General features: G+C 38.8%; 11 protein-coding genes. 10 read left to right on the plus strand and 1 reads right to left on the minus strand.

Translation table 11 applies throughout. The features are described 5' to 3' along the window. Positions 1 to 116: 116 nt before the first annotated feature. From PQ479_RS11045 to PQ479_RS11090, 10 genes are all read left to right on the plus strand, one after another. Positions 117 to 1,505 carry an ABC transporter substrate-binding protein gene (locus PQ479_RS11045; RefSeq protein WP_047990385.1) on the plus strand — a complete coding sequence of 463 codons (1,389 nt, stop codon included), beginning with the start codon at positions 117 to 119 and terminating at the stop codon, positions 1,503 to 1,505. 149 nt (positions 1,506 to 1,654) lie between these two features. Then, complete coding sequence (locus tag PQ479_RS11050) at positions 1,655 to 4,597, plus strand: extracellular solute-binding protein (protein ID WP_047990386.1); 2,943 nt, start codon at positions 1,655 to 1,657, stop codon at positions 4,595 to 4,597. Beyond that, positions 4,584 to 5,474, plus strand: coding sequence for a carbohydrate ABC transporter permease (locus PQ479_RS11055; RefSeq protein WP_047990387.1), 891 nt, complete (start codon positions 4,584 to 4,586; stop codon positions 5,472 to 5,474). The genes PQ479_RS11050 and PQ479_RS11055 overlap by 14 nt, the downstream gene beginning before the upstream one ends. A gap of 33 nt (positions 5,475 to 5,507) precedes the next feature. After that, a complete protein-coding gene (locus PQ479_RS11060) occupies positions 5,508 to 6,383 on the plus strand; it encodes a carbohydrate ABC transporter permease (RefSeq protein WP_047990388.1) in 876 nt (291 codons plus the stop codon). Between the two features lie 19 nt (positions 6,384 to 6,402). Beyond that, positions 6,403 to 8,424, plus strand: a complete 2,022-nt coding sequence (locus PQ479_RS11065) for a hypothetical protein (protein WP_053070515.1) — start codon at positions 6,403 to 6,405, stop codon at positions 8,422 to 8,424. Continuing rightward, complete coding sequence (locus PQ479_RS11070; RefSeq protein ID WP_047990389.1) at positions 8,417 to 10,690, plus strand: DUF5696 domain-containing protein; 2,274 nt, start codon at positions 8,417 to 8,419, stop codon at positions 10,688 to 10,690. The genes PQ479_RS11065 and PQ479_RS11070 overlap by 8 nt, the downstream gene beginning before the upstream one ends. Continuing rightward, positions 10,687 to 11,553: a carbohydrate ABC transporter permease gene (locus PQ479_RS11075; protein WP_047990390.1), complete on the plus strand. Its 867-nt coding sequence runs from the start codon at positions 10,687 to 10,689 to the stop codon at positions 11,551 to 11,553. The genes PQ479_RS11070 and PQ479_RS11075 overlap by 4 nt, the downstream gene beginning before the upstream one ends. A 13-nt stretch (positions 11,554 to 11,566) precedes the next feature. Further along, a complete protein-coding gene (locus tag PQ479_RS11080) occupies positions 11,567 to 12,535 on the plus strand; it encodes a carbohydrate ABC transporter permease (protein WP_053070516.1) in 969 nt (322 codons plus the stop codon). 196 nt (positions 12,536 to 12,731) lie between these two features. Beyond that, entirely contained in the window at positions 12,732 to 13,943 is a 1,212-nt protein-coding gene (locus PQ479_RS11085; RefSeq protein ID WP_047990391.1) for a glucoamylase family protein, read from the plus strand. 141 nt (positions 13,944 to 14,084) lie between these two features. Further along, the gene (locus tag PQ479_RS11090; RefSeq protein WP_047990516.1) at positions 14,085 to 16,214 is read left to right on the plus strand and encodes a glycoside hydrolase family 3 N-terminal domain-containing protein; all 2,130 of its coding nucleotides are present in this window, start codon (positions 14,085 to 14,087) and stop codon (positions 16,212 to 16,214) included. Here the strand turns inward: PQ479_RS11090 and PQ479_RS11095 are convergent. Then, on the minus strand, positions 16,198 to 16,480 hold a 283-nt coding region (locus tag PQ479_RS11095), incomplete at its 5' end, for a hypothetical protein (RefSeq protein ID WP_273716981.1). The genes PQ479_RS11090 and PQ479_RS11095 overlap by 17 nt on opposite strands.

The following is a 16,480-nucleotide window of genomic DNA, read 5'->3' on the forward strand; positions in this document are numbered from 1 at the left end:
CCATAACACAAACGTATGACTGTAAAGCATCATATATGGTAGGAGCGAGATTGATTGTATGTTCGCATCTCATCGCAGCAATTTCAATTAAAACGATATGAAAAGGAGCAAAAACAATGAAGAAAAAAGCACTTGCTTTATTAACAGCAACAGCAATGCTAGCATTAGCTGCTTGTGGTAACGACGATAGTAATGATACAAACAATGACAGCACGTCCCCTGATGGAGGAGATGAGCAAGTAACACTTTCTGTTGCAAGCTGGACGTTCGGTACAGAACAAGATTACAACCTTGAAAGAGCGATGATTGACGCTTTTGAAGAAGAATATCCACATATCACGGTTGAAATTGATGAATCTATTGATGGTGCAGATTGGAATGGTTCATTATCAACTGCGGCAAGTGCAGGGAATATGCCAGATTTATTCATGCTTGCACAAGTACCAACAGGATTATCGAACGATTGGTTATTACCATTAAATGAAGTGACTGAAGGCGACGCGGATTTTGATAATATTCCAGAAGCGGTTAGACAAGCGGTAACGTATGATGAGCAAGCTTACGCAATTCCAGCAGCTCAACATTTCTTAGGATATTTTGTAAACAAAGATTTATTTGAAGAAGCGAATTTAGACGCACCAAGTTTAGGTATGAGTCTTGATGATTTTACTGATGCCGTTCGTTCTATTACAAACATTAACAGTGGAACGGTAGGACTGAATCATCCACATACGATTTTAGACTGGTATCCAGCTGCGGCAAATGAAGATTTAAGTTGGTACACATACAGTGATGAATCAGGATTTAATATCAGTTCAAATGAGTTTATTGCGGGTGTGAATTTAGCCAATTCGTTTATGTCAAATGATTATAATTATGAGACTTTATCAGAAGATCAGAAAGCAAGCTTTAATGGTGAAGATGAAAATGAAGTTTGGTTTAACGGTGGAATCGCCTTCAAATGGGATGGTTCTTATGCAGCAGGAATCTTTGGTGAAACAGCAACGTTTGATTGGGACTTCGTTGGTATTCCTGGTGACCGTGTCGTAATGACAAATGACTTCTTTGGTATCGCACAAAGCACTGATCACCCAGAAGAAGCTTATCTTTTAGCAAAATGGTTATCATTTGGTGAAGATGGATTCATGAAGCGTATGGAATTAGTAGATGGTGAAGAAGGTTATAGCTTAAGTTCATTACCGATGACAACGAATCAAACGGTTTTAGATTCTTACTTTGAAAGAGTTCCTGTAGAAGGAATTAAACAAGCTTATGAAAATATAGACCAAGCTGTAGTGGAACCTGTTAAAACTGTGCCTGGTTATGTACAAGCTCGTTGGGAAGCACCAACTGGTATTTCAGTAGGTGAAGAAGCGAATGCAAGTATTGCAGCTTTATTAGATGCAGCTGTTCGTGGAGAAATCAATATTGAAGATTACGCAAGTCAAATTAATGAATTAGCAAATCAAAAGTATGAAGAAGGACTTCAAGCTATTAGTGAATAGGTTATACGATACCCAGGGGCTAGAGCCCCTGAGTTTTATATATCTATTTAGGCCATAACGAGCATTCAAACGGTTGATGTTCGCTCGGAAAAATCTGAATACTCCTATAACCAACTAGGAGTAGCTTTTAGAAATTAGGAGGTATAACGATGAAATCTAAGATATTGTTGTGGTCGTTCATCTTATTATTCTTTTCACCACATTTTGTGGCTGTTGCAGATGAGGCAGATGGGGCCGTTGAAACGACTGCACAAGTCATAGAACAAAACTACCACCTAACCCTTGAAGAATGGAAGAATCAAGGGATTGATAGCACAGAACCATTTTTTCAGGCTATCAACCCTTCTTCTTTTATAATGGAAGATCGTCAGCAGTTAGTTGAGTCTTCGGATAGTGAAGGCTATGGAGATCGTGTTTTCTATTGGCATAATCAAGAGTCCGTGGTTGTTGAAGTAGAAGTTGAGGAAGAAGGTTTATACGAGTTAAGTTTTGATTATTATCCTTTAGGAGATTTAATTGTGCCGATAGAAGGTGCGATCGAAGTGAACGGAGAGTACCCGTTTTTTGAGAGTAGGAGAATTGTCTTTCCGGTTAACTGGCAAAATGAAAGTAATGACTTTGATATAGACCGTTTTGGTAATGAAATTATCCCGAAACAAGTTCCACAGGAAGAATGGCATCACATTAAAGCATTAGATTCTAGCCATATGCAAAGCCGTCCTTTGAAGTTTCATTTAGAAGCAGGCAGCAATGAAATTCAACTTGAAAATTTACGTGGGGAACTATTGTTAGGGGATGTTTTTGTTACATCAGTAACAGATACTCCTACATATGAACAATATTTACAAGATGGAAAAGGATTAGCTTTTGAAGGCGATTATCTTACTTTTGAAGCAGAATATCCTTTTTATAAGAATAGCTCTTATGTTCGTCCAACATCTGTCCAAGATCCTTCTGTTGTCCCGTACGAAAGTGATCGTCAGTTATTAAATACGTTTGGTGGCGATTCGTGGATGAAGCCGGGGCAAAAAGCAACGTGGGAAGTGGAAGTACCTGAAGCCGGCTATTATCAATTAACATTGAAGGTGAAACAGAACATCGGAACGAGTGCGATTAGCTATCGTACATTATCAATCAATGGGGACATTCCATTTTTAGAGGTTGAGCAATACCCTTTTAGTAATCGAAGTGAGTGGTATAACGAAACATTTAGTCATGAAAACGGAGAACCATTTTATTTCTTTTTTGAAGAAGGAAAAAATGAAATTACGTTAGAGGCAGATGCAACTCCTAACGCCCGAGTATTACGAACGATAGACGAAGTAATGGCTGGTATTGAAGAATTATCACTCGATATACGTAAGCTAACGGGGAATCAGCAAGACCGTTCAAGAGATTGGGTTATCAGTGATTATATCCCTGGAATCGATGTAAGATTAACAGAATGGGCCAAAATGTTAGAGGTAGAAGTGAGCTATTTAGAAGAGATGAATGATGGAAATGAGACAACATCGATTACGTCGATGCGTATGGCGATTGATAAGCTCTTAACGTTAGCAAAAGAGCCGGATCGTATTCCTAGTCAAATGTCTCAACTTTCAGAAGGATCAAATTCATCGGCCCAGCTTTTAGGAAATATTATTCAAACGCTGCAAGCCCAGCCGTTAACAATTGACCGCTTTTACCTCCATACGAGTGATGACTTACCAAAAGCGGAAGCAGGTTGGTGGACAAAATCGAAGGAGTCAGTTGTTCGTTTCATTAACTCATTTAGGCAGGATAATTTAGCGATGGGTAATGTTTCGGATCAGACTGTTGAGATTTGGGTGAATCGACCTCGACAATATGTTGAGCTTTTACAAAATATGGCCGACCAAAACTTCACACCTGAAACAGGAATTGAAGTGAAATTTTCACTTATGCCAGATGAAGGAAAGTTAATCTTGGCTAGTGCTGCAGATACTCAACCTGACTTAGCAATCGGAATAAGTAATTGGTTACCGTATGAATTGGCTATTCGTGGGGCGGCGGTTGATTTAAGGCAATTTGAAGAGTTCAAAGAGCTTGGTCAGGAGTTTTCCCCTGGAGCATTCTTGCCCTATATCGTAGAAGATGGCTTATACGCATTACCAGAAACACAAGATTTTAATGTTCAATTCTATCGTCGCGATATTATGGAAGCTCTCGATATTCCTATACCCGATACATGGGATGATGTAACCTCTATTTTGCCTGAATTACAGAGGTATGGGTTTAATTATTACACACCTATTGCTGGTGCTGTTGCTTTTAAGCCATTCCAAACGACCGCTCCGTTTATTTATCAGCATGGTGGCGACTTATACGAGTCGGACGGAATCGGAACAACGATTGATAGTGAAGAATCGTTACAAGGTATTCAATTTATGTCGGAATTAAATACGTTATATAGTACACCATTACAAGTTCCTAACTTTTATAACCATTTCCGTTATTCAACTTTGCCAATTGGTATCGCTAACTTTGAAACGTATGTGCAACTTACTGCAGCTGCACCTGAAATTTCAGGATGGTGGGAGCTATCACCTCATCCGGGTGTGGAGCAAGAAGATGGCAATGTCGCGAGATGGGCGATGGGTTCTGGACAGTCAGCGATGATTTTTGAAGGTAGTGATTTGCAGGACGAAGCTTGGCAAGTTTTAAAATGGTGGATGTCAAGTGAAGTTCAAACAGAGTTTGCAACTAGTTTACAGACATTATATGGCCCTGAATATATGTGGAATACAGCCAATATCGTTTCTTTTGGACAATTACCATTACCACAGGAGCATAAAGATGTTGTGTTGGAACAATGGGAGTATTTAAAAGAGGTGCCAAAAACTCCTTATGCTTATATGGTTGAGCGTGAAATTAGTAATGTGTGGAATACGATCGTTTTTGATGGTGAAACGACACGTTCAGCTGTTGATGATGCCGTCGTTAATATTGATAGAGAAATGCGTAGAAAGTTAGAGGAATTTGGATATATCGAAAATGGGCGTGTTGTAAAGCCATATCCAATCCCAACAATTGAACTGGTAGAAGGGTGGTTAGAAATAGATGAAGACAATTAGAAATCATAGTAGTACAGCGATATTTCTAGCCCCTTACTTATTACTATTTCTTATTTTTATCGTTTTGCCGGTTGTAGCGGCGATTGGATTATCGTTCACGTATTTTAATGCTATCGAGACGCCTAGCTGGGTAGGTTTGAGTAACTATGTCAACCTGATGACTCAAGATGGGGTGTTTATGGAATACATCATTCCTAATACCCTCATCTTTGCTTTAATTGTTGGGCCTGGTGGATACGTGCTTTCCTTTATCTTAGCGTGGATGCTCGCACAAATTTCCAAAATACCTAGAATGATATTAGCACTGATAATTTACTCTCCATCGATGACTGCCGGTGTTGCGATGGGTGTTGTGTGGAGAATTATCTTTAGTGGTGATGAGACGGGTTATTTAAATAGTATGTTAATATCCATCGGGGCTGTCTTAGAGCCTGTTCAGTGGCTTCAATCACCTGAGCATTTGATGATGATTATGATTATTGTCACGATTTGGGGCAGTATGGGTGTCGGGTTCTTAGCGATGTTATCAGGAGTTTTAAATATTAATAAAGAAATCTATGAAGCAGCTTATATTGATGGAATAAAAAATAGATTCCAAGAAATCATTTATATTACGATTCCTTCTATGAAACCACAAATGTTGTTCGGTGCTGTAATGGCCGTAGTTGGTACATTTTCTGCAGGGGCGATTGGTGTTGAGTTATCTGGTGCTAATCCGACACCACAATATGCCGGGCAATTAATGGTTAACCACCTAGAGGATTATGGATTTATCCGTTATGAGATGGGATATGCCGCAGCCATTTCTGTTTGTTTACTTATCTTTATCTACTTATTTTCCAAAGTGGCATGGCGTTTATTTGGAGAAAAGGATTAGAGTAGTGGAATTTACGTATTAGGGGTGTATACAATGTCATCTTTTCAAGGTACAAAAATCAATCCTAGTAAGTTTCACCGTAGCCAAATTAAGTTCTATCTATTTTTATTACCATTAGCTGTGTTTATGGCGCTGCCAATCATTTATATCTTTATGCACGCATTTAAACCACTTGATGAGTTATTTGCTTATCCACCCAGGTTTTTTGTTGAAAAACCAACGATGCAAAATTTTGTGGATTTGTTTAGCATAACAAGCGCTACAGGTGTTCCTGTTTCTAGGTATTTATTTAACAGTTTAATTATCACAACAGCCGTCGTTATATTAACGGTCTTAATTAGTACAATGGCTGGTTATGCGTTATCAAAAAAACGTTTTAAACTCAAGAAAACCATTTTTGAAATTAATACGTTAGCGTTAATGTTTGTACCAGCTGCTGTAACGATTCCAAGATATTTATTAATGGATGAGATTGGTCTATTAGATAATTTCTTTGCTCATATTTTTCCTCTTTTAGCGATGCCGGTCGGGCTGTTTTTGGTAAAACAATTTATTGACCAAATTCCAAATGAGCTCATTGAGGCGGCACAAATGGATGGAGCAACGGATTATCGGATTTTTTGGCAAATCGTTATGCCACTTGTAAAACCAGCAGTAGCCACTATTGCTATTCTTTCCTTCCAACTTGTTTGGAATAGTGTAGAGACTTCCGTTTTATATGTGAATGATGAAAATTTAAAAACGTTCAGTTTCTTTATGACAACACTTGCTTCCGATACAGGTAATACGGTTGCGGGACAAGGAATGGCGGCAGCGGCGTCACTAGTGATGTTTGTTCCAAACTTAGTCATCTTTATTATTTTACAGAGTCAAGTCATGAATACGATGGCTCACTCAGGTATCAAATAACCAATAGGAGGTAGGGGACATGAAACAGTTAATTGCATCCATTTTTAGCCTACTGCTTGTCTTATTGTTACCCATACAAACCTTTGCCTCTGATTCTGTTGCTTATAAAACAGAAACCTTATCAGGTGAAGGTGAAGTGATTGAGACACAGACGGCCTATATTCCTATTGGATTATTTGGACAAGGAATGGATTTAATGAATCCTGAGGATCTTTATATTACATCTAATAATGAGGTTTATATTGCTGATTCAGGGAATCAGGTCGTCTTTCGATTAGCAGATAATGGGGACCTTCTCCAATCGTATGGAGAAGGTATCCTACAGCAACCTTTAGGGGTATTTGTAGATAGTGAAAATCATGTGTATGTCGCCGATTATGGACATGAGACGGTGTTTAAATTTAGTGAGACGGGAGAGCTGTTGTTTGAATATACTCACCCGGAATCCCCGTTATTTGGGACTAACTCTCCTTATAAGCCACAGAAGCTTTCGGTCGATAATCGAGGCAATCTCTACATTATTGGAGAAGGGTCAACAAATGGAATCATTCAATTAAATCAAGACGGTGAGTTCCTTGGGTTTTTTGGTGTTAATACAACAAGGCCAACGATTGGAACATTCCTGACCGATTTGTTAACGACTGAAAGACAAAGAGCTAGTATGTTTATGCGTGTGCCACCTGCTCCCAATAACATTACGATAGATGAACGTGGTTTATTATACACAATAACTTCAGGCACAGAGTGGGAAGCGATTCGTCAGCTCAATATAGCTGGATTAAATATGCTGCCAACGGATATCACTGACGCGACCAATTTACGTGATATTGCGATTGGACCAATTGGGAATATTTATACCGTTGCAAATAATGGTGTCATTTATGAATATGATCGAGCTGGAGATTTGTTATTTCAATTTGGAGGCCGAGAAGATGGCAGTAATCGCTTAGGATTATCGATGGATCCTTCAAGTTTAGAAGTAGATGAGGTAGGTCGCCTTTATTTAGCAGATAAAGAGCAAGGGATTATTCAAGTCTTTGAACCTACCAATTTCACAACAGTCCTTCATCAAGGGCTAGCCCTCTATGCAGAAGGGCATTATATTGAGAGTGAAGAGTATTGGCATGAAATCTTACGCTTGAATTCATCGTTTGGTCTTGCTCATAAGGCATTAGGTCAAGCTTTATACAAACAACAAGAATATGATGAGGCAGCTGCAGAATTTCAATTAGCACATGATAGAGAGAATTACTCCGATGCTTTTTGGGAAATTCGCTATGTATGGCTACAAGAAAATCTCAGCAAAGTCTTTACAGTCCTCTTCATTTATTTAGGACTACGGACTGTTATAAGAGTGGTAGATAAACGCTCAAATAAATTAGAACCACTTAAAAAGAGAAAAGAAGCTTTTAAAGCAAAGAAATTAATTAGTGAGTTATTGTTTTTGTTTAGGTTCTTAAAGAAACCGATTGATAGCTTATATTATTTAAGAGTGAATGAACAGGCATCGATACTATCGGCTACGATTTTATATTTTGTATTAATCGTTGAATATATTTTAACGTTATATTGGACAGGTTTTTTATTTAGTACAAAGTCATCAGAGAATATTCATCTGTTTTTTGAACTAGGGACTATTCTAATTCCACTTACTTTATTTATCGTAACGAATTATTTGGTAAGTACGATAACGAGTGGAGAGGCAAGCTTCAAGCAAGTATATATCGGGACGATCTATGCGCTTGCACCGATTGTGATTTTTATTATCCCGATAACGTTAGTATCCAATGTATTAACGTATAATGAAGCATTTATATATTATTTCCCTTTACAAATCGTCATGGTTTGGTCACTCATTAATCTATTCTTAATGCTAAAAGAACTACATGATTTCTCAGGGATGGGAACAGTCAAAAATTTATTACTCACGATATTTGGAATGCTCATTCTCGTATTGATTTTCTTTGTTTTATATGTATTAATCGACCAACTCGTTCAATTTATTTGGTCACTTGTTTCGGAGGTGATTCTTCGTGTTTAGAAAGTATAAATGGAGTGCTATCTTACTTGTTGTCTTGCTATTACCATTTCCTATTTTGGCAGCAATCTCTGATGTGGATCCGGATACTGAGGTTTCAGAACTTCAAGAGGAGCTTCAAGATGAGGCATTACGTTACGCATCGAATCAGTTTACATTACCTGAGGATGACGTAGAGTGGGAGCAAGAGGAAGTTCAATTGGATGGTTACGAACAAATAGCAGAAAATGGAAACCTGATTTTATATGTGGAAGAAGAATCACTAGCAATGGTTGTAGAGGACAAGAGAAACGGTTACTACTGGACCTCTGGCGTTGCTGCTGAACATGATTATCAGTTAAATACAACGTGGACGAATTTAGCCCGGTCGGCTGCGACGATTCAATATTTAGATGCAGGTGGTAGCACCCAATCTGAAAGTATTTTAACCAATGAAATTGATGTGCAACTTACTGCAAATGAGCATGGTTTCCTGGCCCGTATTCCTTTTGATGCTGGAATTACGATTACATTAGAAGTGATGTTAACACCTGAGGGTTTAGACATAACGGTCCCTCATAGTGAAATCGTAGAAGATGAGACAAACCAGTTAATTTCATTAAGGCTATATCCATTTTTAGGAGCTGTTCATAAAGATGAAGTTGCTGGCTATATGTTCATTCCTGATGGAAGCGGAGCATTAATTCGTTTTGAAGATGGCAATGTGGGGGCCTTAAGTACTTATCAAGGGTTTGTGTATGGAAAAGACTTGGCATTTACACGTACAACACAAAATAATGATGCACGTACGAATCCAGAACATACGATTACTATGCCTGTTTACGGAATGGTTCATGGAGCCAACGAGCAGGGCTTTGTAACCGTATTAAAGGATGGACGTGAGTTTAGTGAAATTATCGCGTACCCATCTGGGGTCTCGACTGACTTTAATTGGGTGACTTCACAATATCATTATCGCTATGAATATTATCAACCAACTAGTCAAAGTATGAGTGGATTTAACACGTATCAAATAGAAATGAATGAGTTTGATATCGTCCAATCAATTACGCTACTTGACAATGAGCAAGCCAATTATGTGGGAATGGCCCACGTATATCAACAAGATTTACTTGAGTCTGGCACTTTAGAAGAAAAACAGGATGTTGTTGATATTCGCTTAGATGTTCTTGGTGGAGAAGTAAAGACGGGTTTATTATGGGACTCTATTCATCCTATGACTGAAATTAATCAACTAGCAAACTATGTTGAACGCCTGCAGCAACAAGGTATTGAAGATATGCATCTTGTTTATCATGGATGGACAAAGGGTGGTTTAACAGGAACGTTACCTAATAGATTCCCTGTAGATAATCGTTTAGGTGGGAAGTCAGAGATGCAAGATGTAACGTCCACTATGGCAGAAAAGGAAGTTCCCTTTTACTTAGGAACAGATTTTTCAACAGCACATGCCGACGGTAAAGGATATTCAGGTAGAACAGATGTGGCAAGAAGGTTTAACGCGGAGACAATGGTTGTCCAACAAGGAGAACAACAGTCCTTTTTATTAAACCCTAGCAAGTCATATGAACTAGCCATAGCAGACATCGAACCATTTCAAGAGCATGGAGTAGAGCGGTTAGCGATTAATAACAGTGGCCATCTTTTGTTTTCTAATTTTGCGGGACACACGCCGATGACAAGGATGGATACGAAATCAGTCTATGAGCAAATGTTTGTTGAACTCAGTGAGAATATCGGCCCATTAGCCTTATCTGAACCATTTGATTATTTATGGAAATATGCGGATAAGTATTTAGATATTCCGATGTATTCTTCTGGATATCGCTATGCATCTGATACAGTACCGTTTTTGCAAATTGTGCTGAAGGGCTATATTCCTTATTACGCTCCACATTCCAATTTCCACTTTAATGCGAATGAAGAGCTACTGAGAATGATTGAATTTGGGGCTTATCCGTCTTTCTATTTAACCGAGCAGCCTTCACACTTACTGATGAATACACCATCAAGTTCTCTTTATACATCTCAGTTTGATGACTGGGAGGCAGATATTGTTCATCAATACGAACGAGTAAAGGATAGTCTTGGTGAAGTCGAAGGTGCTTCCATTACCTCTAGAATTGTTCATGATGTCGGTGTGGTTGAGATTGGGTATTCAAACGAAAAATCAATTTTTGTTAATTATACGAATAAGCCTTTTCCTCTTGATGGTGGACAAGTAGAAGCTGGAGATTTTGTTGTCGTGGATCGGGGGGATGCATCATGAAGCAACTATCATTAAAAACGAAAAAAAGCTTAATCGGGTATGCATTTATCCTACCTTGGATTATTGGCTTTCTCGTTTTTACATCGATTCCTTTATTCTATTCGTTGTTTTTAAGCTTTCAAGATGTCACGATTACGACGGCAGGAATTCAAACGAAATTTGTTCAATTTGAGAACTATGAATATGCTTTTGCGGTTGACGCTCAATTTACACAGATATTTTTAGTTTTCTTACGTGAATTAGCTTTATCTGTACCAATCATTATCGTATTTTCATTAATTATTGCTTTGTTATTAAATCAACAAATTCGTTTTAAAAACTTCTTTAGAACGGTGTTCTTTTTGCCTGTTATTATCTCTAGTGGACCTGTAATTAGCAAGTTAACGGAGCAAGGAGTTACTTCAATCCCCTCTATTGAAGACTATGCGATTTTTGCAACCTTAATGGCAGGAACGGATGGTTTTATCAATACGGTAATCATCTATTTAATGGACAATTTAATTATGATTTTATGGTATTCAGGAGTTCAGATTCTTATTTTCCTTGCTGCTTTGCAGAAGTTAGACAAGCAAATCTATGAGTCAGCTAAAATTGACGGTGCTTCGAATTGGGAAAGCTTTTGGTTAGTTACACTACCTAGTATTTTTCCGATGATTATTGTTAATACGATCTTTACCATCGTGATGTATTCAATTTTTGCTGTTAATCCAGTCATTACCCACATTCAAAGTAATATGTTCAGAATCGACACAGGATTTGGTTATGCATCGGCTTTATCATGGATATATTTTCTCGTGATTACAGTTGTCATAGCAGTAAGTGTAGGAATTCTGTCAATTCGAACAAGAAAAAAGTACACATAAAGGGTGGATTCAAATGATTAAAAATGGAACCTCTCAAACAGACAAAAAGAATACAAATAAATATGACTGGCTGAAGGTGAAACGCTTTTTTCTTGGTATGCAAGGAAAGGATGGATTCCTTTTAAAGTTTATTGTATATGGTTTATTAATTACGATCGGTTTTGTCTATTTATACCCACTTATCTACATGGGCTCTTATAGCTTAAAATCACTGGATGATTTGTTAAACCCACTTGTTAATTGGGTACCAACCGGATGGTATATTGAAAACTATACTCGTGCCATGCAAGTGCTCGATTTTTGGCCAACGCTGTTACAAACCTTGTATGTGACGGTTTTACCTGCACTTGTTCAAACAGCCGTTGCTGGAGTAATCGGTTATGGTTTTGCAAGATTCCAATTCCCATTAAAGAAGACATTATTTGTTTTAGTACTCGCGACCTTTATTATACCGCCTCAAGTGCTGATGATTCCTCGTTATGTATTTTTTAATGAATTAGGAATCCTAGGGAATATTCAATCATTCCTGTTACCAGCTTTATTTGGGCAAGGGTTAAATAGTGCGATTTTTATCTTGATTTTCTATCAATTCTTTAAGATGATACCTCAATCATTAGAGGAGGCCGCACAACTTGATGGTGCTGGATACTTAAGAATTTTCGCTACGATTGCGATTCCTATGGCTGGTCCGGCCATCATCATTTCATTTCTCTTTTCATTTGTATGGTATTGGAATGAAACGTCACTTGCGGCCATTTATTTCGGTAACTCATTAACAACATTACCGTTAGAGCTCAATCGTTTCGTCGCCACATACGAGCAAATGTATGCTGGAAATTTAGGTACGTCTGAATCAACGATTAACGAAGGAATTAATATGGCAGGAACGATGCTATCTATCATTCCATTACTCATTGTCTATTTCTTAACACAAAGATGGTTCGTAGAAGGCGTCGACCGTTCCGGAATTACCGGGGAATAACCAGAGACTACTGAGGGACAAAGTGGCAGAGCTGAATGCCGCAGGACGCGCAACATGATTTTCGGGAGCGACGGGTAACACTTTATGTTCGCACTTTCCTACAAAACGTATATGCCGGTGCCAAAATCAGAGCCGTTAACTTCACGGCACAAACTATCGCACATAAGTAACTTTCATATAAAAGGAGTGGAGTCATATGACAACATTTAATTTATTAGACGAAGAAGCAAGAAGAAGTTTTGATTTCTTTTGGAAGGAAGCAAACACAGATAAAAACAGCCCCGGCTATGGCTTGATTTTAGACAAAACGGGTAGCGACAGCACAGAGGTTGCGAGCATTGCATCAGTAGGCTTTGGTTTATCAGCTATCGTAATTGGAGTAGAACGTGGTTGGATTACATTTGATGAAGGCTTCGAGCGAACGAAGGGTACGTTGGAGACATTTTTAAATAATGTTGAGCATGTAGGAGGATTCTTCTATCATTTTCTTAACATGAAAACAGCAAAACGCTTTGAAGAATATCATGATTGTGCATCGATCATTGATACATCGCTATTTTTAAATGGTGCAGTAACTTCGGCTGAATATTTCGGTGGAGAGGTTAAAGAACTTTTTGAAAAGATTTATCAAAGAGTAGATTGGTCCCTTTATTATGATGAGAGCCGTAACCTTTTCTTTATGGGGTATCATGAAGAGACAGGCGGATTTGGCCAATGGGATATGTATGCAGAGCAATTAATGCAGTATATTTTAGGAGTAGGTTCGCCTACACATCCAGTTCCTGCTGAAATTTATAATGGGTTTGAACGTCGCTTGGCAGAATATGATGGTTATGAGTACTATAATTCACCAGGTGGAGCCCTATTTACACACCAGTTTTCTCATGCATGGTTTAACTTTAAAGATATGGAAGACAAAGATGGTATTAACTGGTTTGATAATTCAATTAAAGCAACATTAGCTAGTCGAAAGTTCAGTATTAACAATCCAGAGAATAAAAAAACGTATCATAAAAATGCTTGGGGCTTAACGGCGTGTGAAGGTCCTACAGGTTATATCGTACCAGGTACACCACCATTTTATGAGGAAGTAAAGGTCCAGTTTGATGGTACAGTTCCACCGTGTGGCCCGGCAGGATCCATTGTTTTTACACCAAAAGAATCGATTGAGGCATTAGAATATATGTATGAGAATCACCCGAAGCTTTGGGGCGAGTATGGTTTCTTAGATTCATATAATGAAGATATTGAGCCAACTTGGTATGCGGAGCGTGTAATCGGGATTGATAAAGGAATTACTTTATTAATGCTAGAAAATTATCGCTCAGGCCTTATTTGGGACTTATACATGAGAAACGAATATGTTCAAAAGGCTCAAAAGCTAATTGGTTGGAAAAAAGTAAAATAAAGCGTGTAGAAAACAATAAGGCTATCCCCATATATGGTGGGGAAGCCTACTATTTAAATGTTCAATTGAAACGTTTCAATTAAGAGAAATGTATGAAATTTTCGGAGGTGCCTTGTGGATATTCAAGCATTATTAAAAGAAATGACATTAGATGAGAAAGTAGACCAGCTCCTTCAGCTTGCGACTTTTTTCTATGAGGGTTCATATATAGATGGAGAAATAACTGGACCGATGGAAGACCTAGGTATAAATCAACAAACGATTCATAACAGTGGCTCGGTATTAGGTGGTTCAGGTGCAAGTGAAGTCAAATCCATTCAAGATGCTCACTTAAAAACGAATCGATTAAACATTCCCTTACTCATTATGGCCGACATTGTTCACGGATTTAAAACAATTTTTCCAGTTCCGTTAGCCATTGGCTCATCCTTTGATTTGGATTTAGCAAAAAAGAGTGCTGAGATAGCTGCTTTAGAAGCGTCCGTTTCGGGTGTCCATGTTACATTTGCACCGATGGTTGATTTGGTACGTGACCCACGTTGGGGAAGAGTAATGGAATCAACGGGAGAAGATCCGTTTTTAAATGCTGAGTTTGCAAAAGTATTTGTACAAGGATTTCAAGGAGACGATTTAACCGCTGATAAGCATCGAGTTGCGGCATGTGTCAAACATTTTGCGGCCTACGGAGCTCCAGAGGGTGGACGAGATTATAATACGGTTGACATGTCCGAAAGGCAATTACGTGAAATGTATCTACCTGCATATAAAGCTGCATTAGAAGTTGGGTGTGAAATGGTCATGACCGCTTTTAATACTGTAGACGGTGTGCCTGCAACAGGTAATAAAAAATTGATGCGTGATTTGCTTCGTGATGAGTGGGGATTTAATGGCGTTATCATTTCTGACTGGGGAGCAGTGAAAGAGCTAATTCCTCATGGTATCGCTAAGGACAAAAAGGAAGCGGCTAAAAAAGCGTTAGAAGCAGGTGTTGACATTGAAATGATGACATCTTGTTATAGTGGTCATTTAGTTGAACTTGTTGAAGAAGGACAAGTGGATGTGGCTTTAATTGACGAAGCTGTATTGCGTATTTTGGAATTAAAGCAAAAGCTAGGCCTGTTTGAAAATCCGTATCGTGGTGCAAATGAACAGTTGGAAAAAGACGTCATTTATAGTGAAGAGCATTTACAAGTAGCCTATGAGCTTGCGACAAAATCGACTGTTTTATTAAAAAATGAGCAAGTATTGCCATTGCAAAAAGACCAGAAAGTAGCCCTTGTAGGTCCGTTTGCCAATAACACCGATATTCTTGGACCTTGGTCGTGGCAGGGAAGTCGTGAGAAGGCAATTAACTTGCAGCAAGGATTAGAAACGAAGCTAGCAGCTTCTGAGTTGAGCGTAGCACCTATCGCTGAAATTGAAAAAGTAACAGCGGAAGAGTTAGCTCAAGCCATTGAAATCAGTAAAGAAGCAGATGTCATTATTGTGGCCCTTGGTGAGGCATCAGAGATGAGTGGAGAAGCTGGAAGTCTCGCCAATATTCAATTACCTCAAGCACAACTTGAATTAGTAAGTTTTTTAAAGAAATTAAATAAACCAATGGTTACTGTGTTATTTAACGGTCGTCCGCTTGATTTACATGGTGTCATTGATGAGGCAGATGCCGTTCTTGAAGCATGGTTCCCAGGTTCACAAGGTGGGTTAGCTATTGCAGATTTACTGTATGGTGTGAAAAACCCTTCTGGAAAGCTGTCGATGTCATTCCCTTATCATGTCGGTCAAGTGCCTGTTTATTATAACCATTTTAATACAGGTAGGCCACAAGGTGCTCCAGATGCACAAGTAAGGTATGTGTCACAATACCTTGATATTCCAAATGAGCCACTTTTCCCATTTGGATATGGCTTAAGCTATACAAATTTTGATTATAGTAACGTAAAGCTTTCTTCTCCAGAGTTAGATGTAAATGGTCATTTAACGGTTAACGTGACTGTTACAAATAGTGGACAAGTCGAAGGTGAAGAAGTCGTGCAATTATATATTCGTGACCTTGTTGGTGAAACGGTACGCCCAATGAAGGAATTAAAAGCTTTTGAAAGAATCAACCTTATGCCTAATGAGTCCAAAACCGTTTCGTTTAAAATCGATGAAAAGATGCTCCGCTATCACCATACAGACTTATCGTTCACAAGTGATGCAGGAGAGTTTGAAGTATTCGTCGGAACGAATAGCCAGCAAGTGGTAAGCCACATTTTTACATTGAAGAAGTGATGGGAGAAATAGAGTAAAAACGAGTAAGGTGGTATTTGTCGAGTGGGGAAACCCCGAGCAAACGTGGAATCACGGGGTTGCGAGTGAAAAAAGGGAGAGAAAGCCCGAGCAAACGCTGAATCGCGGGGTTACGAGCGGAAAAAGGGAGAGAAAGCCCGAGCAAACGCTGAATCGCGGGGTTACGAGCGGAAAAAGGGAGAGAAAGCCCGAGCAAACGCTGAATCGCGGGGTTACGAGCGGAAAAAGGGAGAGAAAGCCCGAGCAAA

This window comes from Alkalihalobacillus pseudalcaliphilus, assembly GCF_028610675.1.
Taxonomy (GTDB): Bacteria; Bacillota; Bacilli; order Bacillales; family Bacillaceae_D; genus Alkalihalobacillus; species Alkalihalobacillus pseudalcaliphilus.